The 23491-nt window shown below is 49.3% G+C and carries 22 protein-coding genes; 12 read left to right on the plus strand and 10 right to left on the minus strand.

Annotated features, from left to right (window positions below; translation table 11 throughout):
* The first annotated feature begins 89 nt into the window (after positions 1-89).
* Positions 90-2138 carry an aminotransferase class I/II-fold pyridoxal phosphate-dependent enzyme gene (locus ACJJI5_RS06130; protein ID WP_445355809.1) on the plus strand — a complete coding sequence of 683 codons (2049 nt, stop codon included), beginning with the start codon at positions 90-92 and terminating at the stop codon, positions 2136-2138.
* Between the two features lie 31 nt (positions 2139-2169).
* Positions 2170-2910, plus strand: a complete 741-nt coding sequence (locus ACJJI5_RS06135) for an SDR family NAD(P)-dependent oxidoreductase (RefSeq protein WP_444934028.1) — start codon at positions 2170-2172, stop codon at positions 2908-2910.
* Between the two features lie 42 nt (positions 2911-2952).
* Here the strand turns inward: ACJJI5_RS06135 and ACJJI5_RS06140 are convergent, their stop codons facing one another.
* Positions 2953-4611 carry an acyl-CoA dehydrogenase family protein gene (locus tag ACJJI5_RS06140; protein WP_445355810.1) on the minus strand — a complete coding sequence of 553 codons (1659 nt, stop codon included), beginning with the start codon at positions 4609-4611 and terminating at the stop codon, positions 2953-2955.
* Between the two features lie 686 nt (positions 4612-5297).
* Between ACJJI5_RS06140 and ACJJI5_RS06145 the strand changes: the two genes are divergently transcribed.
* The 6 genes from ACJJI5_RS06145 (at position 5298) to ACJJI5_RS06170 (ending at position 9736) form a co-directional block, all read left to right on the plus strand.
* A complete protein-coding gene (locus tag ACJJI5_RS06145) occupies positions 5298-5981 on the plus strand; it encodes a helix-turn-helix transcriptional regulator (RefSeq protein WP_444896277.1) in 684 nt (227 codons plus the stop codon).
* A 31-nt stretch (positions 5982-6012) separates the two neighbouring features.
* Positions 6013-6414 carry a CsgE family curli-type amyloid fiber assembly protein gene (locus ACJJI5_RS06150; RefSeq protein ID WP_445355811.1) on the plus strand — a complete coding sequence of 134 codons (402 nt, stop codon included), beginning with the start codon at positions 6013-6015 and terminating at the stop codon, positions 6412-6414.
* Positions 6414-6815 (plus strand): curli assembly protein CsgF, encoded by a 402-nt coding sequence (locus ACJJI5_RS06155; RefSeq protein WP_444896279.1) that lies wholly within the window; start codon positions 6414-6416, stop codon positions 6813-6815. Before ACJJI5_RS06150 ends, ACJJI5_RS06155 begins: the two co-directional genes overlap by 1 nt.
* Before the next feature lie 42 nt (positions 6816-6857).
* Positions 6858-7703 (plus strand): CsgG/HfaB family protein, encoded by an 846-nt coding sequence (locus ACJJI5_RS06160; protein ID WP_444896280.1) that lies wholly within the window; start codon positions 6858-6860, stop codon positions 7701-7703.
* Positions 7704-8014: 311 nt separating this feature from the next.
* Positions 8015-8500 (plus strand): hypothetical protein, encoded by a 486-nt coding sequence (locus tag ACJJI5_RS06165; RefSeq protein ID WP_444925765.1) that lies wholly within the window; start codon positions 8015-8017, stop codon positions 8498-8500.
* Between the two features lie 54 nt (positions 8501-8554).
* Entirely contained in the window at positions 8555-9736 is a 1182-nt protein-coding gene (locus tag ACJJI5_RS06170; protein ID WP_444896282.1) for a hypothetical protein, read from the plus strand.
* 88 nt (positions 9737-9824) lie between these two features.
* Here ACJJI5_RS06170 and holA read toward each other — a convergent pair whose 3' ends face one another.
* From holA to leuS, 3 genes are all read right to left on the minus strand, one after another.
* On the minus strand, positions 9825-10829 hold the full coding sequence (gene holA, locus ACJJI5_RS06175; protein WP_445355812.1) for a DNA polymerase III subunit delta: 1005 nt from the start codon (positions 10827-10829) through the stop codon (positions 9825-9827).
* Positions 10830-10842: 13 nt separating this feature from the next.
* A complete protein-coding gene (locus ACJJI5_RS06180; protein ID WP_444896284.1) occupies positions 10843-11367 on the minus strand; it encodes an LPS-assembly lipoprotein LptE in 525 nt (174 codons plus the stop codon).
* Between the two features lie 85 nt (positions 11368-11452).
* Positions 11453-14050, minus strand: coding sequence for a leucine--tRNA ligase (leuS, locus tag ACJJI5_RS06185; protein ID WP_445355813.1), 2598 nt, complete (start codon positions 14048-14050; stop codon positions 11453-11455).
* Positions 14051-14211: 161 nt separating this feature from the next.
* Here leuS and ACJJI5_RS06190 point away from each other — a divergent pair, with 161 nt between their 5' ends.
* From ACJJI5_RS06190 to ACJJI5_RS06200, 3 genes are all read left to right on the plus strand, one after another.
* On the plus strand, positions 14212-14661 hold the full coding sequence (locus tag ACJJI5_RS06190) for a zinc ribbon-containing protein (RefSeq protein ID WP_108734284.1): 450 nt from the start codon (positions 14212-14214) through the stop codon (positions 14659-14661).
* A 197-nt stretch (positions 14662-14858) separates the two neighbouring features.
* Positions 14859-15440 (plus strand): YdcF family protein, encoded by a 582-nt coding sequence (locus ACJJI5_RS06195; protein WP_413663112.1) that lies wholly within the window; start codon positions 14859-14861, stop codon positions 15438-15440.
* Between the two features lie 172 nt (positions 15441-15612).
* The gene (locus tag ACJJI5_RS06200) at positions 15613-16026 is read left to right on the plus strand and encodes a hypothetical protein (protein WP_413663111.1); all 414 of its coding nucleotides are present in this window, start codon (positions 15613-15615) and stop codon (positions 16024-16026) included.
* 10 nt (positions 16027-16036) lie between these two features.
* Here ACJJI5_RS06200 and ACJJI5_RS06205 read toward each other — a convergent pair whose 3' ends face one another.
* From ACJJI5_RS06205 to miaB, 6 genes are all read right to left on the minus strand, one after another.
* Positions 16037-16954 carry a TIGR01777 family oxidoreductase gene (locus tag ACJJI5_RS06205; protein ID WP_444925762.1) on the minus strand — a complete coding sequence of 306 codons (918 nt, stop codon included), beginning with the start codon at positions 16952-16954 and terminating at the stop codon, positions 16037-16039.
* Between the two features lie 114 nt (positions 16955-17068).
* Entirely contained in the window at positions 17069-18634 is a 1566-nt protein-coding gene (gene lnt / locus ACJJI5_RS06210) for an apolipoprotein N-acyltransferase (RefSeq protein WP_444925761.1), read from the minus strand.
* 70 nt (positions 18635-18704) lie between these two features.
* Positions 18705-19601, minus strand: coding sequence for a CorC family transporter (locus ACJJI5_RS06215; protein ID WP_445355814.1), 897 nt, complete (start codon positions 19599-19601; stop codon positions 18705-18707).
* A gap of 71 nt (positions 19602-19672) precedes the next feature.
* Positions 19673-20143 carry an rRNA maturation RNase YbeY gene (gene ybeY, locus ACJJI5_RS06220; RefSeq protein ID WP_444940901.1) on the minus strand — a complete coding sequence of 157 codons (471 nt, stop codon included), beginning with the start codon at positions 20141-20143 and terminating at the stop codon, positions 19673-19675.
* 16 nt (positions 20144-20159) lie between these two features.
* Positions 20160-21215 (minus strand): PhoH family protein, encoded by a 1056-nt coding sequence (locus ACJJI5_RS06225; RefSeq protein ID WP_445355815.1) that lies wholly within the window; start codon positions 21213-21215, stop codon positions 20160-20162.
* A gap of 194 nt (positions 21216-21409) precedes the next feature.
* On the minus strand, positions 21410-22777 hold the full coding sequence (miaB, locus tag ACJJI5_RS06230) for a tRNA (N6-isopentenyl adenosine(37)-C2)-methylthiotransferase MiaB (protein WP_413663105.1): 1368 nt from the start codon (positions 22775-22777) through the stop codon (positions 21410-21412).
* 180 nt (positions 22778-22957) lie between these two features.
* Here miaB and ACJJI5_RS06235 point away from each other — a divergent pair, with 180 nt between their 5' ends.
* Positions 22958-23290, plus strand: a complete 333-nt coding sequence (locus tag ACJJI5_RS06235) for a DUF1820 family protein (RefSeq protein ID WP_172975496.1) — start codon at positions 22958-22960, stop codon at positions 23288-23290.
* Positions 23291-23491: the final 201 nt, after the last annotated feature.

Genomic DNA, 23491 nt, shown 5'->3' on the forward strand with positions numbered 1-23491 from the left:
GGCCTTATAAAAGTTAATAAAATCAAATAGTTGAATAATTGATACAGCAAGTTGTACTCACCTGCAAGCTATGCTGATGGATAAGAATTATGGGTTTGGAATTGAAGATGCCTGAGTTGGGCAACCTAAACGAAAACAGCCTTGAATTAGAGTGCCGGGTCGCTCTGGTCAGTTCTGATAGCAAATTGGCCAATGAGTGGATTACCGCTCTCAATAATACGGCAGCAGTACACGACAATCCTTTTGGCCTTCACTTTGAAGCCGTAACGCCCGCAGATGCTGAAAGGTTGGCAAAAGAAGAGGATTCACTGCAAGCGGTCATTGTCGATGGTGGCAGTGACGGGCAGGGGATGGATGCTGCAGATGACATCGCTGACCGAATTCACGCTTTGCGTTCCCAGCTTAATATCTTCCTCGTAGCCCACAGTGGTTTTGCTGGAACAACCTCCAAGCCGGGCAAATCCGGTTCAAAATCCCTGGCAAATTTGCGTCGCCGCTTCGATGAGTTGTTCGATCGTCGTGAGGGCAATTTCAACCATATGTTCCGCTTGGTGCAGGCGTTTATTGCTCGAAGAGCTTCGACTCCTTTTGCCGACACTCTGAAAGAATACGTATTCTCAGCTCGGGATGCGTGGCATACACCTGGCCATTCTGGTGGTGACAGTTTGCGCAATAGTCCCTGGGTGGGGGATTTTTATCGCTTTATGGGTGAACATATCTTCAATACAGACTTGTCTGTTTCTGTTCAAGTTTTAGATAGTTTACTCGAGCCCCACTCGGTTATTCAGGAGGCGCAGGATCTAGCAGCTCAGGCTTTTGGAGCTCGCCATACCTTTTTCCTGACCAACGGCACCTCTACCGCAAATAAAGTGGTTATTCAGCAAATTCTTGGTGGTGGCGGAAAAATTATCGTTGACCAAGCGTGTCATAAATCAGTTCACCATGCGATTGTGATGAATCGCTGTGAGCCGGTTTACCTGAAGTCTGTACTGCATCCAGAATTTGGAATTTACGGGCCGGTAAAGCGTTCGGATATTGAAGCTGCCCTGGATGAGCACAGTGATGCGCGCCTATTGGTAATTACCTCCTGTACCTATGATGGATTGCGTTACGACCTTAAGCCAATTATCGACTACGCCCATGAGCGTGGAGTGAAAGTGCTAGTGGATGAAGCCTGGTTTGCCCATGGTTTCTTCCATCCCGAGTTGCGGCCTACAGCACTGGAGTGTGGGGCGGATTATGTGACCCAAAGCACCCACAAAATGCTGTCGGCCTTTTCCCAGGCCAGTATGATCCACGTGCAAGACCCGGACTTTGATGAATTCCGTTTTCGCGAAAACCTGAATATGCACGCCTCTACCAGTCCTCAGTACGCAATGATTGCGAGCCTAGATGTGGCGCGTAAACAAATGGCGATGGAGGGGTATGGTCGTTTGAAGCAATGTCTAAAGATGGTGGAAACTTTACGTAATGCCGTCAATGAGACAGGTGTGTTCCGCGCGCTAACACGTGATGACTTGATTGCTGATCCACTTGCCAGTGATAACATTCGCCTTGATTCCACCAAGGTGACTATTGATATTTCCAAGAGTGGTTACTCTGGCAATGAAATGCAGATTAAATTGTTTGATCAGTATGGCATCCAGGTGGAAAAGACCACCTACAATACCATTACTGTACTTGTAACCCTCGGTAGTACAGAGAGCAAATTACTTCGCTTGATTCATGCTCTTAAGCAATTGGCAGGAAATACTCACAAGCGTATTCATATCGGGTCGCCGAGGCGTTTGCCAGAATTTACCCGTTTTACATGTCTACCGGCAGATGCTTATTTTTCGGAAGCAGAAGAATTGCCGCTGATGGATAATGGCACAGAAGCTATTGAGAACCTGGTTGGTCGGACCAGTGCAGATGAAATTGTTCCCTATCCGCCAGGTATTCCGGTCCTTGTGCCGGGGCAGGAAATTTCAGCCCAAATAGTACAGTTTTTGCAACAGCTACTTCAGGGGCAGAATACGACAGAAATTCACGGTCTTATTTTCCGCTCTGATGAGCCGATGCTAAGGGTCGTTAAGGAAGCCTCCAAGGGCAAAGCTGAGAAAGTGCAGTCTTCTGGAGAGAAAAAGAAAGGAAAATAGTAAAACTCCATAATCCGGCATGGAGGCCGGTATGCTCGAAAGCCCACAATCTGTGTTGATAGCCGGTGCTTCCGGTGGCATAGCGCAGGCTATTGGCGCCGAAATTATTCGGCGCTACCCTCAAGTTACGTTATTGACCTTGAGTCGAATCACAGTTGATATGATTCCTGGCCATGTCGGTGAGCGACACCATTTATCCGTTTGTCTAGAGCAAGCCGAGTCCATCGATATTGTTGAAAATTTTTTGGCCGAACACTCTGAGCCTCCAGGTTGGGTAATCAACTGCTGTGGCATTTTACATGATGAGTTCCACGGACCGGAGAAGTCTCTATCGCAATGTGATGATCACTGGCTATTGCAGTCGATTCAGGTCAACGTACTTTCCCATTTACATTTAGCGCGCGCACTAGATGGATTCTTGAAGCGCAGACGCCCTTTATTGTGGGCGTCGCTTTCGGCAAAGGTGGGAAGTATCACGGATAACCAGCTCGGCGGCTGGTACAGCTACCGGTGTAGTAAGGCCGCATTAAATATGCTGGTTAAGAATCTGTCTATTGAGTGGGCGCGGAAACTGGAGGAAAGTTGTGTGGTAGCGATTCATCCAGGTACGACAGATACTTCACTGTCCAAGCCTTTCCAGTCTAATTTGCCCCCAGATAAACTCTACACCCCTGAATTAAGCGCGAATCGTATTGTAGATGTCTTGAGCCAACTGGCATCGTCAGACACCGGGAAATTACTGTCATGGGATGGAAGTCTTATACCCTGGTAGCGATCAGCGTGAAATAGGCGCGATAGTAGCTGTTATCGTATCTTAAGTTATAAGAGGGTTTCCCCGCTCCAGAATAGTGGCGATGTCAATCCCGGTGGGTAGGCTTCCAGTATTGTGTGTGCCGTTAATCCCTATTCTTGATTTGATAAAGGCATCAGTTACACAAGGGCTACTCCCCTGTAGCAGAAGGTGCGCCTGCATGGTCAGGGCCATTTGATCAATAATATGACGTGCACGGTATTCAAATTGATTTAGGTCGGAAAGGTCGTTTCTTAACTTGTCGACTGCCGTATCAAACTGTGTGTTTATGCCTCGGCTAATGTTTAATTCATCAAACCAGTGACTAATTACTGCAGGAGTTTTAGTGATGGCACGTAACACGTCCATCGCTTGAATATTCCCTGAGCCCTCCCAGATTGCATTTATCGGAGCATCTCGGTACAGCCGTGCCGTAATAAAGTTTTCAATAGCTCCATTACCTCCCAGGCACTCCATAGCCTCATAGGCGTGATGAGGACTGCGTTTGCATATCCAGTATTTTCCCACCGCGGCCCCGAGTCTGAGTAGCATCTTTTCGTGTTCGCTGCCCTCTTGATCCATTGCTCTGGCTATGCGCATGGTAAAGGCAATTGAGCCTTCCACCTCCAATTGAAGGTCGGCAAGTACATTTTGCATCAGTGGTTGATCAATCAGCTTTTTGCCAAATGCTTTACGCTCACTAGCGTTGTATATTGCCTGGATAACAGCTTGCCGCTGCCCTGCAGATGAGCCCATCATGCAATCAAACCGCGTAATCGCTACCATCTTGATGATGGCGCTGACCCCACGCCCTTCTTCGCCGATTAGCCAGCCCAATGCGCCGCGTATCTCAACTTCTGAAGAAGCATTGGAGACATTGCCACACTTTGTCTTCAGGCGTTGAATCTCCAGCTGGTTCTTCGATCCATCCGGCCTCCATCTTGGAACCAAGAAGCAGGATAAGCCGCCGGGCGCCTGGGCAAGAATTAAAAAGGCATCGCACATAGGGGCGGACATAAACCATTTGTGCCCTAATAATTCATAGGTTCCATCGGCGAGGGGAATTGCAGCGGTGGTATTTGCCCTGACATCTGAGCCCCCTTGTTTTTCGGTCATGCCCATACCGATCGTCAATGAGTTTTTTTCAAAATATGGGCGATTACTTCCATCGTAAGTGCGGCTGGTTATTTTGGGTACCCATTCACTGGCGATTTCAGAGTTTAGCTCGATAGTGGGTACTGAGGCGAAGGTCATAGTGATAGGACACCCGTGACCGGCTTCAAGCTGAGTGTGCAAGTAATTTTTTGCAGCTCTGGCCACGTGGGCACCTGCGCGTGGGGCGGTCCAGGGAGAGCTGTGTAAACCTTCTGAAAGTGCCAGCTGCATTAGCTGGTGATAAGAGGGGTGGTATCGAACCAAATCAATGCGGTGGCCAGAACGATCATGACTTTCGAAGATAGGTTTAAATTCATTGGCAGCATAACCCCGCTCAATCATTTCTGGCCTGCCACACACCTCCCCATACCGCTCCAGGTCATCTTCAGCCCAATGGGCCCCATTAATATGTACGGCTTCCTTTAACGCCTGATCAGCAATATAGAGGTTATGACCAGTAAGTGGGCGAGGCTGATTGCTAACTTGATATGTGGATTTGTAATCTGGCACATAGTTTTGACTGTTCATAACTTCACCTAAAGGACTTGAGATTTCAATTGGTGTAGCGACTTACTTTGTACAATTTTACCAATTAACTAAAGGTAATAATTCAAGAAATAGCTGAATATGAGCATAAAACAAGCTTTCCTTGATTACTATTTAAGCTGTTTGATTGTGGGCAGTTATTTTGTTGCTTTTATTTGCAGGGCTGTATGTTTTGATTTGAGGGTAATGTTTACTCGATCAAATATGGTTTTAAAGTAATGAAATGAAATTTATATTTAATTGCTATCGAATACTGTTTTTTCAGTTTATCTACTGTAGCTCTTGAATAGTTTGATGTTTGTCACCTCATTTTAGCTAAGGTTTTTTTTTATCTAAAATTGATCAAAATAAATTTAATAATACTGTGGACCAGTATAAAAAAATTGATATTTATGAGTTCTTGTTTGCTGGGAGAATCTATACCAAAGCATGTGAATTTTTCTTTTCGGTTCACCTTTCTATGATACCTTAGTATTACTAAATGGTATGAGGGAACCAAGTTGGCACACTTAAGATTGAATTTTTGATATCTAGATCACTACCGGTTGAAGTCATTGGGTTGATCGAATAGATTTAGCTCACAGCATAAGATGAGCGCGGAAACTTAAAAAATAGTTAGCCTGGTAACAGGCTTAAACATAAAAGGACTGCACATTGGGGGAACCCAGATGAATTTGCATAAGGATTATGCACCGCTAAAGGTTGTTAGCCCTAAGTCAGAAAAGACAGGGATTACAGTTGCCTTTTTAACCGCATGCGTCAATCTACAATCCTCAATATTTGCCGGGCGAATTGAAGATGAGTTTAAGACTACTTGCGCTATTTTGCAGCGCTCGACACTTTCATCGCTGAGTGGCATTAAGGCTGAATACCTCCTTCTTGATTGTGCCGATGTCTCTGCTTCAGAGCTTGAATTACTCTTAAGGGAAATACACTCCCTGCCCAGTCCACCAAATATCGTATTGATCAATGTAGGTCAGAAATCGGATATTGATTTTGTTCTTCACTGGGAAAAAGTCTTGGGATTAATACCCTCTGAGTGCGAAGCAAAAGTCATTATGGAGAGGTTAGGGAGGATATTCTCAGGGGAATACTGGTTCCCAAGAGATGTGCTTCATAACTTCCTTAGGCAGCATAGAAAGCCAAAAAAATGGTGCGATAAAGTATCAAATCTTACTCAGCGGGAACGGCAAATTTTGCAGTTGATTTGTGACTGTAATACTAATGCTAATATAGCTGAAGCCTTGTGTGTCAGTGAACATACTGTTAAGAGCCATCTATATAAGATCTATAGAAAAATAGGCTGTAAGAATCGCCTAGAAGCAAGTAGCTGGGCCAGTCAAAACTTGTAATATTATGAAATCACTATTAATAAGTGCAGCTGTGTTTACAGTTGCACTTTCATGTATCGTATACAAAAGTTATGCCCAAGAAACAGGTGAGCAAATCTCAGAGGAGTCTCTGCTTACTGGACTGGTTATTGATAATACGGTAAGTGGTATCGGCCATGAGTTTGCGAGATCTCTTTCTATTTATATCACGACTAATTTCACTGGGTTTGATTACAATCTGACAGTGCATGAAAGGCCGTCGGCTAGATGGGGTAGTGTTGTTTGGGTGACCTTCGATAGCAAGCAGGTTTTTAAGACGGTTATTTACCCTGGGCGAAGAAAGTTCGGTGCAGTTGTCGAGCAGGCAGCATCGCAAATAAATAATAATGTACGTCAGCAGCGGTTACAGGAGCTGTTATCTCAAAATATTGATTTGGCGGGGGATGAAATATAATGAAATATATTTGCGCGGTAGCTATTTGTATTTTTTCTTGTTCAGTGTTTGCAACGGAGTTGGTGTATACGCCAGTTAACCCATCATTCGGGGGTAATCCTTTAAATGGTAATTATTTGTTGAATAATGCTAGCGCGCAGAACAGTAAGAAAGATCCTGATGCTAAGAATTCCCCCTATTCTGATTCTTCTTCCCTGGATAGATTTACAGACACTCTAGAATCTCGCTTGCTTTCACAGTTGTTGACAGATGTCGGGAACGGTAATGACGGGACTTTGGTGACTGATGATTACATTGTAAATATTGTTGATATTGATGGTGAGCTAACAATAACGATAACCGATGCTGTTACAGGTGAAATATCTGAGATTGTGGTAGTGGGTCTCAATCCTACCAATTAATAAAATTTTATCGATAGGCTTAGGTTTTTGTGGGGTGGTGCAATGTTGTTAAGAATATTGTTGTTTACTGTTATTTTTGGGTTGAGTGCGTGTAGCTCTGTAAAAGAAGCTTTATTTGGTCCCGGTCAACAAAAGGCAACGCTGACAGACCGAATGAGCACTTATTCTGATTTGGTTAGCTTGCCAGCTCCCAGGGGAAAAATAGTCGCAGCTGTTTATGGTTTTAGTGATCAGACTGGGCAGTATCGGCCTGCGCCTTCCAGTTCATTTTCGACAGCGGTTACTCAGGGAGCTGCTGCCATGCTTGTTCAGGTTCTGAATGAATCTGGGTGGTTTGTAACGCTTGAGCGAGAGGGTCTTCAGAACCTATTGACGGAAAGGAAAATAATTAGGGCCGCAATAAAAGAACAGGATAGCCCTGCAAGTCCTGTGTTCGATTTACCTTCACTAATGTCAGCAAACATTATGCTTGAAGGTGGGATTGTTGGTTATGATACCAATATTAAGACTGGAGGAGCAGGTGCCCGTTACTTTGGTATTGGTATTTCCGAGCAGTATCGTGTCGATGAAGTGACCGTTAATTTACGTGCAGTAGATGTGCGAAGTGGTCGGGTGTTGAGTAGTGTTTTGACTAGCAAGAAAATTTTGTCGAGGCAGGTTCAGGGAGACGTTTACACTTTTGTTGAGTATAAGCGATTGCTTGAAATAGAAGCAGGTATGACAACTAATGATCCTACTCAGTTATGTGTTCTTTCGGCCATAGAGTCAGCGGTAATTCACCTTATTTCACAGGGGGTCAATGCTAACCTGTGGGCGCTAGAAGATAATAGCCAATACCCTATGTCTGTACTTAGCGAATACGCAGCAACTCCAGTTAAAATATTATAAATTTTTAAAGAATATTAAATTTTGCAATACATGTTTCTATTTGTTTGGTTGGCCTGGAGTGGTTTTGTTTGTTAATTGTCAAATTTTATTTGTGAGCTTTAATGTTTTTGCGTGTAATTAGATGGAATGGGTTTACGTTGGCATTTTGTGTGTTTTGGGCTTGTGGTCTAAGTTAATACCAAAGTCTTATATTCTTCTTATTCTTTTTTATTAAATATAATCTTTCTTCTGATTCAATATTTCTCTTTTTTACCTATAGTTGTTCTCGTTGTTTTTTTAGTTGTTAACCGTTCTTTATTGAGAGGTGGTTGGTGATTGCTACAGCGAAACGAGTAACGGTAATTACACTTCTGTTCCTGGTTTTACCGCTTTCGGTGTGTTGGGCTTCTGATCTGGATAACCACGATGAACTGTCTGCGGGGCAGGGGGCCCTGGATCTTCTTTTACTAAGAAAAGATTCAATTGCGGGCAACTTGGCTCAGGTTTCACAAACGGGTGATTATAACGTTGCAGAGATTACCCAGTCTGGTTTTTATAACCAGGCCGTCCTGATACAAGGAGGTGAATCCAATGCTGCATTAGTGCAGCAAACAGGCGATTCTAATTATGCTGCGATATCGCAGTCTGGGGCCTACAACCAAGCTACAGCGATACAGAGTGGTGTGGGTAACGTGGCATTGATCAGTCAGGTTGGCTACGGAAATTCCGCAAACATTATTCAAAACGGTGATGGATTGTTTGGTTATGTCGCTCAGTTCGGTGACGACCATGCGGTGCAACTAGTGCAGTACGATTAAAGCACTGCACTCTTTTACTTGTATTTATAATTTTATTCCGAGGGAGATTGATAGATGAAAAAGGTTACACTTGCTGCTGCTATTGCTTTGGTTGTTGGCTCTAGCCAGGCACTAGCTGATAACAACTTTGGTGATCAGGTGCAGCTTGGAAATGACAATGATGCCAATGTTATCCAGGTGACAGCAGCTACCAATAATGCGGCGTACCAGTGGCAGGAAGGCGAGTCAAACTACGCCAGAGCCATTCAATCTAATGCTGATGACAACTACATTGACCAAACACAAATTGGCAACCGTAATTCAGCTAGAACAACCCAAGAATATGGCCAAGTAGGTAGTGAGGCAACTACTTATCAAGATGGTGAGGGAAACAACGGTGTAATTCATCAGTGGGAAGGTTCGTATAACACGACTCATATTGCTCAAATCGGTAGTGAAAACCAGCTGCATGTAGATCAGTTCTTTGGGTCTAATTTCAATTACTCTGACATGTATCAAGTGGGTAGCGATAACGCCGGACTCCTACAGCAAGAAGGTGATGGTAACTACTTTGTCAGCACCCAAGAAGGCGATAGTAACGGTGTTTGGAACAGCGCAGTTCTTTCTTCTACCGATGGGTTTTATGGCGGTCAGCTAGGTGACTTCAACGTGGGGTCAGTCTATCAATATGGTTCTGCCAACAATGCTAATTTGATGCAAAGAGGCGACTTCAACCTATTAGACGTTGGACAGGCCGGAGCTAATAATACAGCTAATGTCTTACAAGAAGGCCTGGGAAATGCGGGAATGGGCTATCAATCTGGAGATAATAACGTTGTTAATATCAGCCAGAACGAAACCTTCAATTATGGTGTTATGAATCAAGTGGGTAATGATAATAGCGCTAATCTTGTTCAAACTGGTGATGCTAATGTGGCCGACTTCGGTCAGTATGGCGATTTGAATCTTGTTAACATTGACCAGGCTGGTATTAGTAATGAGACATACGGTTATAGTGCCGGTGTATCAAATATTGTAGATGTAGATCAGTTTGGGGAGCTGAACTTGGCTGAAGTGCATCAAGATTTTGGTGCTGATAACCTGGTAACCGTAGCTCAATCAGGCGCCGAGCACTTCGCTCACGTTGGTCAGTCTGGCTATGAAAACATTGCCACTGTTAACCAGACCAGTACCTTAAATATGGCTAGCATTGAGCAAGTTGGCGCCAACAATATGGCTACCATTACTCAGAACTGATCTTGAAAAGTTTCAGGTATGAGAAAAAACCGCCCTTTTGGGGCGGTTTTTCATGAGGCCAATGTGGTTTTAGGTAAACAAAAAGTGACTAGATTATCCGTTGACCAGAAAAGTTGAGGATCAGCTCTAATAGCCCTGTCCATGGAGATTGCTGCCCACTACCACCTTTAATAGAGATATCTATAGCTCGAGCGCGAATTAATAAGCTTTCTAGTTGCTTCCTATTTAGTCTGTGTAGGGCTCCTTGGACCAATGGCTGTCGCTTTTGCAGCCGAACCAATCTCGCTAGAGGTTGGCCTTGATCCAGTTTTTCCATAATGTCGAGAAGAGTGCGAATTTCTCTTGCTATTGCCCAAAGTACAATGGGTGGTTCAATACCTTCGACCCTCAATCCGTCGAGTGTTTTGACTGCTTTGGCTGAGTTGCCAGAGAGTGCTGTGTCAATTAGGTCAAAAACACTGTAACGGGCGGAGCTGGTAACACTATGTTCCATCATTTCCCGGGTGATTTCTTGCCCGGGGCAGGAAAGCTTAAGTTTTTCTATCTCCTGGCTTGCGGCAAGCAAGTTGCCTTCTACTCTTTCTGCCAGGATTTGTACTGCTTCTGGTTCGGCTGAGAGGCCTGCAGATGCAAGGCGCTGGTTGATCCAGCGGGGCATTTCCTGAATCGTCACAGGCCATACCTGAACCAATACTCCTGATTGTTCTAGGACTTTGACCCATTTGCTGTTGAGTTGCGATTTATCAAGTTTCGGTAATACCAGTAAAAGCAAAAGATCTTCACTCGCCAGTGAGGCAAACTCTTGCAGGGCTTTACTGCCCTTATCCCCCGGTTTACCTCCGGGTAAACGCAGCTCGACGAGTTTTTTTTCTGCGAAAAGAGACATATTTCCGGCTGAAGCAACCAGCGTGCTCCAGTCAAAATTATGCTCTGCGTGAATAAGTTCTCTCTCGGTGAAACCGTGCTTTTTCGCTGTTGAGCGGACTAAATCGCAGCACTCTTGTACTATTAAGGGCTCATCACCAGTGATAACAAAAATTGGCGATAGGCCCTTTTTTAGATTTTGCGATAATTGATGGGGGGTAACGCGCATTAATAAAACTAACCTAGTAGCTCTTTTCTTCTAATGAAGCATTCACATCGATACGCCGTAAGCGGTCGATAATGCGCCCAATAAGCTCCCGCTGCATCTCCGCGCGTAAGGTATTTTCCTCTTCACTTTTACTGACAATTTCATCGACATCCCACTCCAAGGTGCGGTAAACGTCTGCCTGTGCTTTATTTAGGAGGACTTGGCCTGAAGCTGTGCGTACGCTATAGATTGCACTGGTAATTAATTCGTATTCAGATGCTCGCCCTTCAGAGTCTACAGCTACGGTTAGTTTTCTCTCGGTTTCCTGGTGAATGATGAGTGTATAGTCAGCTTCTGCAGGTGATTCCGCCATAGGCACACCCGCATTATTGAGCAGTCGCGTTAATTGATCTGCGATATCACTGCGAGGGTCTACTGTGGATATATAGAGTGTACTACCGGGAGGAAAATTCTTAGGGGCGCCTCTTAGATGCCAGCCGCAACCGGCAATAGTGATAGCGAGAAGAAAAATAAAGGCTCGAATTGCGATTGTTTTCATAAACTACTTGCCTTGATCTTGTCGGCTACAGCGAGCTGACTTAAGTGAGCCGGGAGTGAAACTCCCGGCATCATATTGCGGGTCTCTACTTGGCGACAATATTAACCAGTTTGCCAGGAACGACGATTACTTTGCGCACCGTAGCTTCACCGATAAATTTCTGAACGTTCTCATCGGCGAGGGCGAGTTTTTCCAGGCTCTCTTTGTCTGCATCAGCAGGCGCATCCAGTTTTGCCCGTACCTTGCCATTGACCTGGACGACCAAAGTAATCGAGGTGCGCACCAGTGCTTTTTCATCTGCCATTGGCCAAGGAGAATCGATTAGGGCACTGGTATTCCCCAGCACCTGCCACAGTTGGTGACAGATATGAGGAGTAACCGGAGCCAACAGCAAGACGGCGGTCTGTAGGGCTTCTCTCTCTACAGCCAGTCCTTGATCACTGTTGCGATCTGCCAGCTTGCCCACTTCATTGAGCAATTCCATTACTGCTGCGATAGCGGTATTAAAGGTCTGGCGGCGGCCATAGTCATCCCCCACTTTTTGGATGGTCTCGTGGGTTTTGCGGCGTAGCTGCTGTTGCTTGTCATTGAGGGACTGCTGGTCGATCTGTGCTTCACTGGAGCCCGCTGCAATATGGGCGTGAACGGTCTTCCAGAGTTTGCGCAGGAAGCGGCTGGCACCTTCCACACCGGCATCGTGCCACTCCAGAGTCTGCTCCGGAGGGGCGGCAAACATGGTGAACAGGCGAACGGTATCGGCACCGTACTCCTCAACCGCAGCGTGAGGGTCTATGCCATTGTTCTTGGACTTGGACATCTTTACCACGCCGCCGGCAATAATCTCTTCGCCGGTGGCTCGCTCAATCGCTTTGGTCGGCTTGCCCTTGTCATCGCGCTCGACGTCCACATCGGCGGGGTTGATCCAGGTCTTGTGGCCGTGTTCCTCCTTGTAGAAGGATTCGGCTAACACCATGCCCTGACACAGCAGCTGCTTGAAGGGTTCATCGCTATTGACCAGGCCCTCATCCCGCATCAGCTTGTGGAAGAAGCGCGCGTAGAGAAGGTGCAAGATGGCATGTTCAATACCGCCGACATACTGGTCCACTGGCAGCCAGTAGTTGGCGCGGTCCGGGTCTAGCATGCCCTCTTCAAAATCGGGACAGGTATAACGGGCATAGTACCAGCTGGACTCCATAAAGGTGTCGAAGGTATCGGTTTCACGTTCTACGGGAGTGCCGTTGAGTTCGTCTTTACGCCATTCGGGATCGGCTTTAATAGGTGATTGAACGCCGTCGAGCTCGACATCTTCCGGCAACAGGATCGGCAGTTTGTCTGCGGGTACTGGTATTTCTCCGCCGTCGGCCAGGTTGAACATGGGGATGGGCGCCCCCCAGTAGCGCTGGCGGGAGACACCCCAATCGCGCAGGCGGTAGTTGGTCTTAACCCGACCCTTACCTACGGCAATCAGCGCTTCGGAAATCGCAGTGAAGGCGCCATCAAAATCCAGGCCGTCAAAACTGCCGGAATTTACCAGTTTGCCTTTCTCCGTATAGGCCTCTTTCTCCAAGTCGATGGACTCGCCGTCGGCAGCCTCGATAACCTGGATAACGGGCAGCTGGTATTTTTGTGCAAATTCCCAGTCGCGCTGGTCGTGTGCCGGTACTGCCATCACCGCGCCTGAGCCGTAATCCATCAGAACATAGTTGGCCACCCATACGGAGACCTCTTCACCACTGATGGGGTGAATTGCCTTGAGCCCGGTATCCATGCCTTTCTTGTCCATCGTGGCCATATCGGCTTCGGACAGGGATTGCTTTTTGCACTCGGCGATAAAAGTTTTGAGTTCGGGGTTGGACCCGGCAAGCTCCAGAGCGATGGGGTGCTCGGCGGCGAGGGAGACATAGGTAACGCCCATCAGTGTATCCGGACGGGTGGTATACACATCGAAGTGGTCCATACCCGCAATAGGCTTGGGCAGGGCAAAGCTCAGCTCTACTCCCCGGCTTTTTCCGATCCAGTTGCGCTGCATGGTGCGCACCTGCTCGGGCCACTCGGGCAGTTTGTCCAGGTCTTCGAGCAGCTCTTCGGCATAATCGGTGATCTTGATAAACCACTGGGCCAGCTCGCGGCGCTCAACGGTGGTGCCACAGCGCCAGCAGGCGCCATCTTCGACCTGCTCATTGGCCAGTACGGTCTGGTCGTGGGGGCACCAGTTCACTGCAGAGTTTTTCTTGTAGACCAGGCCTTTTTCGTAGAGGCGGGTGAAGAACCACTGCTCCCAGCGGTAGTAGGAGGGTTGGCAGGTGGCCAGTTCGCGGGACCAGTCAAAGCCAAAACCCAGGGCCTTGAGCTGGCCTTTCATATACTCGATATTGGCATAGGTCCATTTGGCTGGAGCAGTCTTGTTCTGGATGGCCGCATTCTCTGCCGGCAGACCGAAAGCATCCCAGCCCATCGGGTGCAACACGTTTTTGCCCTGCATGCGCTGATAGCGAGTAATTACATCGGTAATGGTGTAATTGCGCACATGCCCCATGTGCAGCTTGCCGCTGGGGTAGGGGAACATGGATAGGCAGTAGAACTTTTCCCTGCCGGCGTCTTCCTTTACTTCAAAGCTCTTCTCGGCCTCCCAGAATTCCTGGGCGGAAGCTTCGACTGCGGAGGGGTTGTACTGCTCTTCCATCGATTCGGGACCTATACTCTGTGATCAAAATTTGCGGGAAACTGTTCAGTGTTTATTGGGGGATGTGAACGCTTGTCAATCGGTAAAGATTGATCGCGATCAAGTTTCGCTCCCAGTGCATCTTTTACGATGCGTAAACGCGGGATTATAGGAGGGATACCGTGACGAAGGAACCAAAGTTGCCGCCGAAGGACGATCTGATTAATGAGTTTCGCGAAGACTTTGAAGATTTGGTCGAAGGTGAGCTGGCTGTTGAGAATCTCACCGCCAATAAGATGGCATTTTTGCGCGCTTGGCTGAAAGATGACCTGCATCGGGCTGCTGACTATATCCGGGGACTAGGTGGGGAATTGAAGACCCTAGAGGAGCGCAGCGGTGATTGGCTGCTGGATGCGGCGGACCCCACAGAAACTGCCTGGCCAAACTTAATGCGATGCATCAAAGAGGGCAAGCCCTGGGCTTTGGCCGGCGAGTTTGTAGGGCCGGATGAGGAGTTGCAGTGTTTGGGCTGTGGATACCGAGCTATGCCGCCGGCAAATACCCAGATCACTCCCTGCCACCGGTGTGGTTATGGATGCTTTCGTCAGATTGAGGGTGGTCTCGAGTATTGAATGGGCTCTATACGGCGGCGGCCACGCTTCTGATGCCTCCAGCAGCCCCATTGTTGGGGCTGCTGGTTGCATTCCTTTTGCGATTCTCTTCATCCGGGTCCTTGCTTGAGAGATGCTCTCTACCCTTGGCTGTGATTTCCTTTTGTGTGCTTTGGTTAGGGGCGACCCCGGCATTCTCATCCTGGCTTGGGGATCGATTGGGCAAAGTACCTTATCAACCCCATATAAGGCCTGAGGCTGTTGTGATCCTTGGTGCAGGGCGTTATCGCGACAGGTATTCGAATAGGGAGAGACTCTCTGCGGCGAGTCTTGAAAGAGTTGCCGGTGCTGTCGAGCAAGCACCAAAAGAGTTACCGATTCTGGTATCTGGCGGTCGGGTTCACAGCGGAGAGCGGCTGGCAGAGTCTGATTTAATGGCTGCGTTGTTGGAGGAAGAGTTTTCCACTCCGGTCACTTGGCGTGAAGATTGCAGTCGTACTACTGCAGAGAATGCAGTAAATAGTGCTGATATTTTGCACAGTGCTAATGTGAGGTCGGTTTTTTTGGCCACTCACTGGTGGCATATGCCTCGCGCAGCGGAAATTTTTTCCCGCGCTGGCTTAGAGGTACAACCCCTGCCGGTTGGGAGTGCCGGAGAATTGATGCCCCGCGCTCAAACAGGTGTGGGGCGCTGGCTGCCCAATGCTGTCTCCCTGCTAAGGACCCAGGTCTACTGGCGGGAAATACTGGCACGGATCTGGTATCGGTGGAGTTCGCTACCGTCCATCAGGAAATGTTGAGGATCCATAAGGAACTTTTTGATAAATGTAATCTCAGAGGGCTACAGGATTTGAGGGATCAGGCGTCGAGCCCAAATGTTTGAGAGCTCTTGATTGCTAGTTGTACCGGGCTTAGGATGACTGGCGCCACAGGACATACCCATTGATTACCTTTTAATATGGAGTAGCGGCTGTGGATAAGAAACATAACAATAATCGAGATAACCTTATGATGAAGGGCATCCCACTTTCTTTCTCTCCGATACAGTTACATAACCGGTTGAACCGGGCTGTTTGGATTGGCTTCAAGCGGGTTGAGCAAGATGGCCGCACACTGGTTTTTCTGTGTGCCGGTGGCGATAGCGGCGCCCAACTCAGTAAAAATTTTGAGACCTTTGCCGGGCAGATAGTCCGGGAGTTCGGTTTTGCTCCCGCCGAAGTGGAGTTTATCGAGCTGCGTTCAAAAGCCGAGGAGTCCCATTGGTATCGCTGGCATGCCCAATGGGTGGGGTCTGCGCCAATGGAGTGCCATGGCGACCTGGTGACCAGTGAATCTAGCCGACGCTACTTAGCCCAGGCACTCGAAAGCGATATGGCCGCCGCTTAAATTCATTTGTTCAGGCGCTGGCTTTAGTGGCAGCGCCGTCACCCTTGAGCAGGTCTGAGAGGGCCTGCTCCAGAGTTGGAAATTGGAAGGTATAGCCGGTTTCCAATGCTGTACAGGGCTCGACCCTATCACTGGCTAGCAGTAATTCATCAGCCATCTCTCCAAAAGCTATCTTTAAAGCCCAGGTCGGTAAGCGTAAAAACGCCGGGCGATGCAGCTCTTTGGCCAGGATCCGGGCAAAGCTGTTGTTGGTGACAGGTTCTGGTGCACTTCCGTTAAATGGACGGCAAAGTTGATTGTCGATGGCGTGTAATATCAGCCCGACTTCGTCTTCTTCGTGAATCCAGCTCATCCAGTGCTCGCCCGAGCCCATGGGGCCGCCAAGCCCGAGACGAAATGGTGGCAGCATTTGGGGAAGGGCGCCACCGCGCATGGAGAGAACGATAGCTGTGCGGATAATGCCTACCTTAACGCCAGAGTGCTGCAGCGGGAGCGTGGCGGCCTCCCAGTCCCGACACAGCTGTGCGGCAAAGCCCCCTCCTGGAGCGCTGTCTTCTTTCAGTAACTCCCCTCCGCGATTGCCGTAATAGCCGATTGCGGAGCCGGACAAGAAGTAGGATGGCTTGTCTCTTTGGCCCAGGGTCCAGTGAACCAGCTTCTCTGTTGTGTCCAGGCGTGAACTGCGAATCTCAGTGCGATATTTTTCTGTCCAGCGACGGGAGATGGGGGCCCCGGCAAGGTTCACAATAACATCTACGGGCTGGTTTACCTCTGCGGGATCGCGGCAGGCGTTGGCTGATTCGCCACATAAGTTTCGAACCCTGTCCGGATGTCGGCTTAATACCGTAATAGTATTGCCTCGCTCCAGCCAGCGCCGACAAAAGAGTCTGCCTATAAGCCCGGTGCCACCGCTAATCAAGCAATGCATGGGGAATCACCTTGCCTTATATTCGCTAGAAAATTGAATGGAGCATAGCAGTGATATTCAGTGGCGGTAGCTTACCGATGGCCACCCCGGCAGGGAGTGGCCACAGGGCTTGTTTTAATCGGGTAGCTCGCCACTGAGAGGGGAGTTGGATTGGGGTTCCACCCTACGGCGTAAAAACAGGGCCAGGGCCAGCATTGGGAGCGCCAAGGCAAATACCAATGAGATGCCGGCTAGCATAAACGGAGTGGCGCCACTCATCGCTCTGATATCCCCGGTCATATTCGCGCGCTCGAATTGGGGGAGTTTTTTAATAATCCTCCCCTTGGGGTCCACAATTGCCGTCACACCAGTATTTGTCCCTCTCACCAGGTAGCGACCAGTTTCCAAAGCGCGCATCTGCGCCATTTGCATATGTTGTAAGGGGCCAATAGAGGTCCCGAACCATGCATCATTGCTAATGGTCAGCAAAACCTGGGAAGACAGTGCTGAGTCGGCAACCAGCCTGGGATAGACAATCTCATAGCAGATAAGCGGCGCCCAGCTTGCACCAGCAGCATTGAGTGGTGATTGTTCGTCCGGGCCTGAGCGGATAAAGGAAGTGGGGAGATTAAAAAACTCGATAGTGCCCCGAATAAAATCCTCCAGAGGTACATACTCACCAAAGGGGACCAGGTGGCGCTTGTGATACACGCTGGGGCTCTGGCCAAAAACTGCGGCGGAGTTGTGAATACTCGGCCGCTCCTGTGCCGAACCCCGGGTGTCATAGAGAATGCCGGTGATCAAATCGATGTTGGTAGTCTCAGCATTGCGTTGCAGCGCCTGCATAAGGTTGGGGGCTTGCCCGTAGAGCATGGGCAGGGCGGCTTCGGGCCAGATAATAACGTCTACATCCTGATCGCTAAGGGCGCGAGTACCCTCCTGATAACGACTGATAGTTTCCCCGCGAAACTCTGGCAACCACTTCTTTTCCTGAGGAATATTAGCCTGCACCAGCCCAACGCTGATAAGAGGACCTTTTGCGGAGGTCCACTCCACTTGGGAGAGGGCAGCTCCTATTGGCCAGGAGGCCAGTGCCGCAGTGAGTAGAATGATATGGCTGTGTCGCTTGAGCGGGGATAGGCGGCCACTGACAACCAGGGCCAGCACTGCGCCGGTAAATGCCAATAGCAGGCCTATGCCGTAGACACTCAAAATCGGCGCCCAGCCCGCTAGCCAGGTTTCTGTATGGCCATAGCCGGCGAAGAGCCAGGGGAAACCGGTAAAGGCCCAGCTGCGCAGCCATTCACTGATAAACCACAATGCGGCAAAAGCCAGAGCGAAGCTGAATTTATTATCTGTGAAGCGGCCCAGAATGTAGAAGGGCGCGGCTAACAGCAGCGCCATAATAGCGACGAAGCTTCCGGTGAGGGCCAGTCCTAATGGCACCGATGAGTTGCCAAAATTTGTAATCGAAACGTAGACCCAGGAAGCCCCGCTGGCGAAGAGGCCCAATCCATAGCAGAGGGCGAGCCAGAAGCTTTTGCGACCTGGTAGCACCTGCCCTTTGGCTGCAGAGAGCAGAATCCAGGCGAATAGTGTCAGGGACAGCAGGCCACATACCCAATAGTTAAATGGGGCAAATGAAAGTGTCATCAACCCGCCAGCTACAACGCTGGCGAGAGGAGAAAATAATCTGCGCATAAAGTTGTTGTCAGGATACCCCGTTCGCTCAGGGTATCAGTGTATTAAGGCTTGCAGTAATGAGCGGTACTCAGCTGTCTTCTTCTGGCGGTTTGCGCATATGGGCAACCCGCAAAAGGTGTATCTGGCGGCTGTCTGCATAGAGTACCCGGAACATAAAGTCACCCAGTCGGGTGACTTCGTCACGGCCCGGCAAATGGCCGAATGATTGCATAATAAGACCGCCGACAGTGTCGAATTCTTCATCACTAAAGGCGCTCTCGAAAAATTCATTGAACTCTTCAATGGGAGTCAGAGCTTTAACGATAAAATCGTTTTCCCCAACTTTACGGATATAACTATCCGCTTCTTCCTCGTCGGTCTCGTCTTCGATTTCACCGACAATTTCCTCGAGAATATCTTCGATAGTCACAACACCGGATACACCGCCGTATTCGTCTATCACGACCGCCATATGGTAGCGGTTCTCACGGAACTCGCGCAGCAGGATATTGAGGCGCTTGCTCTCGGGAATAATATTGGCTGGGCGGATCAGGTCTTCGAGCTGAAATCCGTCGAAACCTTTCAACAGGAGAGGGAGCAGGTCTTTGGCGAGCAATATCCCGCGTATATCATCAACACTTTCGCCGACGACAGGGAATCGGGAGTGCCCCGAATCAATAATTTTGGGGAGGAACTCTTCCGGCTTATCTTGAAGGCCTACCACAACCATTTGCGAGCGTGGAATCATAATCTCGCGGACTTGCTGGCTGGAAACGTCCAGTGCGCCTTCGATAATAGAGAGCGCTTCAGCATCTACCAGCTGATTTTCAGCGGCGTCCTTAATGATGTCCAATAATTCGTCGCGAGACTTGGGTTCAGCTGAAAAGGCGCTGAACAGCTTTTCCAGCCAACTTTTTTCACTCGCGCGGGATTTGCTCGCTGAGTGACTACTTGGGGGCTCGTCTGTGGTCATGGAAGTGGCCATGCTCCGGGGTTCTCTCGTTGGTAGATAAAATTCAGTAGCAGTTTGCCATTACTTCGGTGGTACAGCGGCTATCATCCCACTTCATCCTGTGGGGCGTAGGGGTCTGCAATGCCGAGGTTGGCGAGCAACTTCGTTTCCAGGCTTTCCATAACCTGAGCGTCTGCATCTTCGATATGGTCATAACCTAGAAGGTGCAGTGTGCCATGGACCACCATATGTGCCCAGTGCGCCGATAGTGATTTGCTCTGTTGCTCCGCTTCCAGTTCAACTACTGGGGCACAGATCACAAGATCTCCAAGCATTGGGAGATCCAGCTCCGCAGGGAAATCGGTAGGGAAGGATAAAACATTAGTGGGTTTATCCTTGCCTCGGTACTGGTGATTAAGTTCCTGGCTCTCACTTTCGTCCACGATTCGCACCGACAGTTCCGCTTCGTTGCGGTGGCCGGTCAAAGCCTTGGATACCCAGTTGCTGATAGCCTCATCGGAAGGGATGTCGTGGCAGCGGCTGACCCGCTGCACATCGAGTGTTAAATCAGTCATAACTCAGGTGCGGACTCTAAGCGGCATTCTCATCGGCTTTATTGGAAATTCGATCTGCTGAGGCCATTTCCAGCTCAGCTTCATGAATATCGTAGGCCTCCACAATGCGCTGCACGAGGGGGTGGCGAACCACATCCTTGGCTCCAAAGTGGGTAAAGCTGATTCCATTAACTCGCCCCAGTACTCCAACAGCATGGCGCAAACCGGAAGCTTGGCCACGGGGCAGGTCGACCTGGCTGGGGTCACCGGTAATTACGGCGGTGGAGCCAAAGCCAATCCGCGTGAGGAACATTTTCATCTGCTCGCGGGTGGTATTTTGGCTCTCATCGAGAATAACAAAGGCATTGTTCAGGGTGCGCCCGCGCATATAGGCAAGGGGAGCCACTTCGATAACGTTGCGTTCGATCAGCTTGCCAACAGTTTCAAAACCGAGCATTTCGTAGAGGGCGTCGTAGAGTGGGCGGAGGTAAGGGTCTACCTTTTGGCTCAAGTCACCGGGCAGGAAACCCAATTTCTCGCCGGCTTCAACGGCGGGGCGGACCAGGAGGATTCGCTCAACTTCATCCTTGAGCAGAGACTCCACGGCACAGGCTACTGCCAGGTAGGTTTTACCGGTACCGGCGGGTCCGATACCGAAATTGATATCATTGGTCTGCACAGCGCGAACGTATTTACGCTGATTGAGCCCTCTGGGGCGCACCGAGCACTTCTTGGTGCGAATCAGCACTACTTGGTCACCTTCACTGGATTCACCGCTGCCATCTTGGCCGGTGAGTTCTTCGACCCCCGCTTGTTGTAGAGCCAAGTGAATCTCGTCAGGAGTGAGATAGTCCTTGGTGCCGGTTTCCTTGTAGAGTCTACTGAGTAGTTCGCCAGCGGCACGCGCCGATGTGGCATCGCCGAAAAATGAAAACTGGTTGCCGCGATTTCGAATTTCGATATCTAGGCGCTGTTCTATTTGGCGTAAGTGTTGGTCGAACTGACCGCAGAGATTGGCGAGACGGCGTGCGTCGTTGGGCTCGAGAGTGATGCTGTGAGCGAGGGTTTGTGTTTCCAAATTGGTTTCCGGCACCTTTAATCCAGGGGTTATATTGCTAGGGTATACCCATTTTCCCTAAAGGGGAAAGAGGTGATTCCTACAAATAGGTTCTAACTTTACCTGATTTTAATTACGGGGCGTAATTTGGGGGGTAAGTTGAGCCTAATTTGGCGGCAGGATGTGCTTTCGAAGTACATCTTGCCGCTATTTGAGGTAATCACAAAGTCTTAGAACAGATCTTCTTCCAGCTCAGATGTGACTAAAGTACCGCGCAGGGAGTTTGGCAGGGCCTCTTCAATCACAACATCGGCAAATTTGCCGATCAGGGCGAGATCGTCCGCACGGAAGTTGACTACCCGGTTGTTCTCGGTGCGGCCTTGCAGCTGTCCGGGGTCCTTTTTGGAAACGCCGGTTACCAGCACACGCTCGGTGTTGCCAACCATGCGGCGGGCAATAGCTGCCGCCTGCTGGTTAATCCGCGCTTGCAGCAGCTGTAGGCGCTGCTTTTTAACCTCCTCCGGCGTGTCATCGGCCAGGTCGGCAGCCGGAGTGCCTGGGCGAGGGGAGTATATAAAGCTGAAGGAGATATCGAAGCCCACGTCCTGGATCAGGTTCATGGTCGCTTCAAAGTCCCTGTCAGTTTCGCCGGGGAAGCCGATAATAAAGTCTGAAGACAGGCAGATATCCGGGCGAATTTTCTTCAAGCGGCGGATCTTGGATTTGTACTCCAGGGCGGTGTGGCCGCGTTTCATTGCCATCAGAATGCGGTCGGAGCCACTCTGTACGGGCAGGTGAAGGTGACTAACCAGTTCTGGCACCTGTCCGTAGACATCGATCAGCGCATCGGAGAACTCTACCGGGTGAGAGGTGGTATAGCGGATACGGTCGATGCCATCGATCGCTGCCACATAAGTGATCAGCTCGGCGAAATCTACTTCGTGGCCATCTTCTCCCGTAGCGCGGTAGGCGTTTACGTTTTGCCCAAGCAGGTTCACCTCGCGGACACCCTGGTCTGCCAGATGGGCGATCTCTTCGAGTACATCGGCCACAGGGCGGCTGACTTCTTCGCCACGGGTGTAGGGAACCACGCAGAAAGTACAGTACTTGGAGCAGCCTTCCATAATAGAGACAAATGCGGTGGCGCCGTCGGCCTCTGGCTGGGGCAGGCGATCAAACTTCTCGATCTCCGGGAAGCTCACATCGACGATAACTGCGCCGCTTTTTTGCTCTTTGGTCTCCATCATCTCCGGCAGGCGATGCAAGGTCTGGGGACCAAAGATCAAGTCTACATGGGGTGCGCGCTTGGCAATCGCCTCGCCTTCCTGACTGGCTACACAGCCGCCAACACCAATCACCAGGTCGGGATTTTTTTCCTTCAGGTGCTTCCAACGGCCCAGCTGGTGGAACAGCTTTTCCTGTGCTTTCTCGCGGATAGAACAGGTGTTGACCAATAGTACATCCGCCTCGTCGGGATCGTCGGTAGGTACCATGTCGTGGGACTCGCCGAGCAGATCGCGCATCCTCGCGGAATCGTACTCATTCATTTGGCAGCCGTGGGTCTTAATATATAGCTTTTTCACCGATGTTTCGGACATATCGCGCCTGGTTAAAAACTGGTCAACAATTAGGGTGGGGCATTATAGCGATACGACCCGGCACTGCATAGATGGCTATATTAGCTGTTGCGAACCTGTGCTATTCTTGCGCGCTTTTTCGGGCTTTGCCCGTTCTTTGATCAATTTGAGCTTCGGGGTCATCCCCATCCTGAGAGACTTATGGCCAACCCGATTTATAAAGTTATTTTCCACAATCAAAACCAAGTGTACGAACTCTACGCTCGGGCCATCTATCAAAGTGATATGTACGGCTTTATCGAGGTGGAGGAGTTTGTATTTGGGGAAAAGGCTCAGCTTGTGGTCGATCCCAGTGAGGAAAAGCTGAAAACCGAATTTGCTTCGGTAACCCGTTCCTATATTCCGATGCACAGCATCGTGCGTATTGATGAAGTGGAAAAAGAGGGCACCGGCAAGATTGTGGAAGTAAAGGGTGACAAAGTTGCCAAGTTTCCTTTTGCCCCGCCTATCCGTCATCCCCAGGACACAGAGTAAGCTTTATTTTTACTCTGAATCAGGCCGGGCTCTATGCCCGGTTTTTAGCGCCAAAATCATCCGCTGCACCTTTTTTTCCTCTGCAATATAAGCTTCAATAAAAATCCTCCTGACTGTCATCAAATCGCTGCAAAGTGGTTGCGCTGACGATCAACGCCGTTCTGTATTTAGTTGATCTCAATTTGCTAGCAAGAGAGCAAA

It is taken from the genome of Microbulbifer maximicatervae (SeqCode), assembly GCF_052467955.1.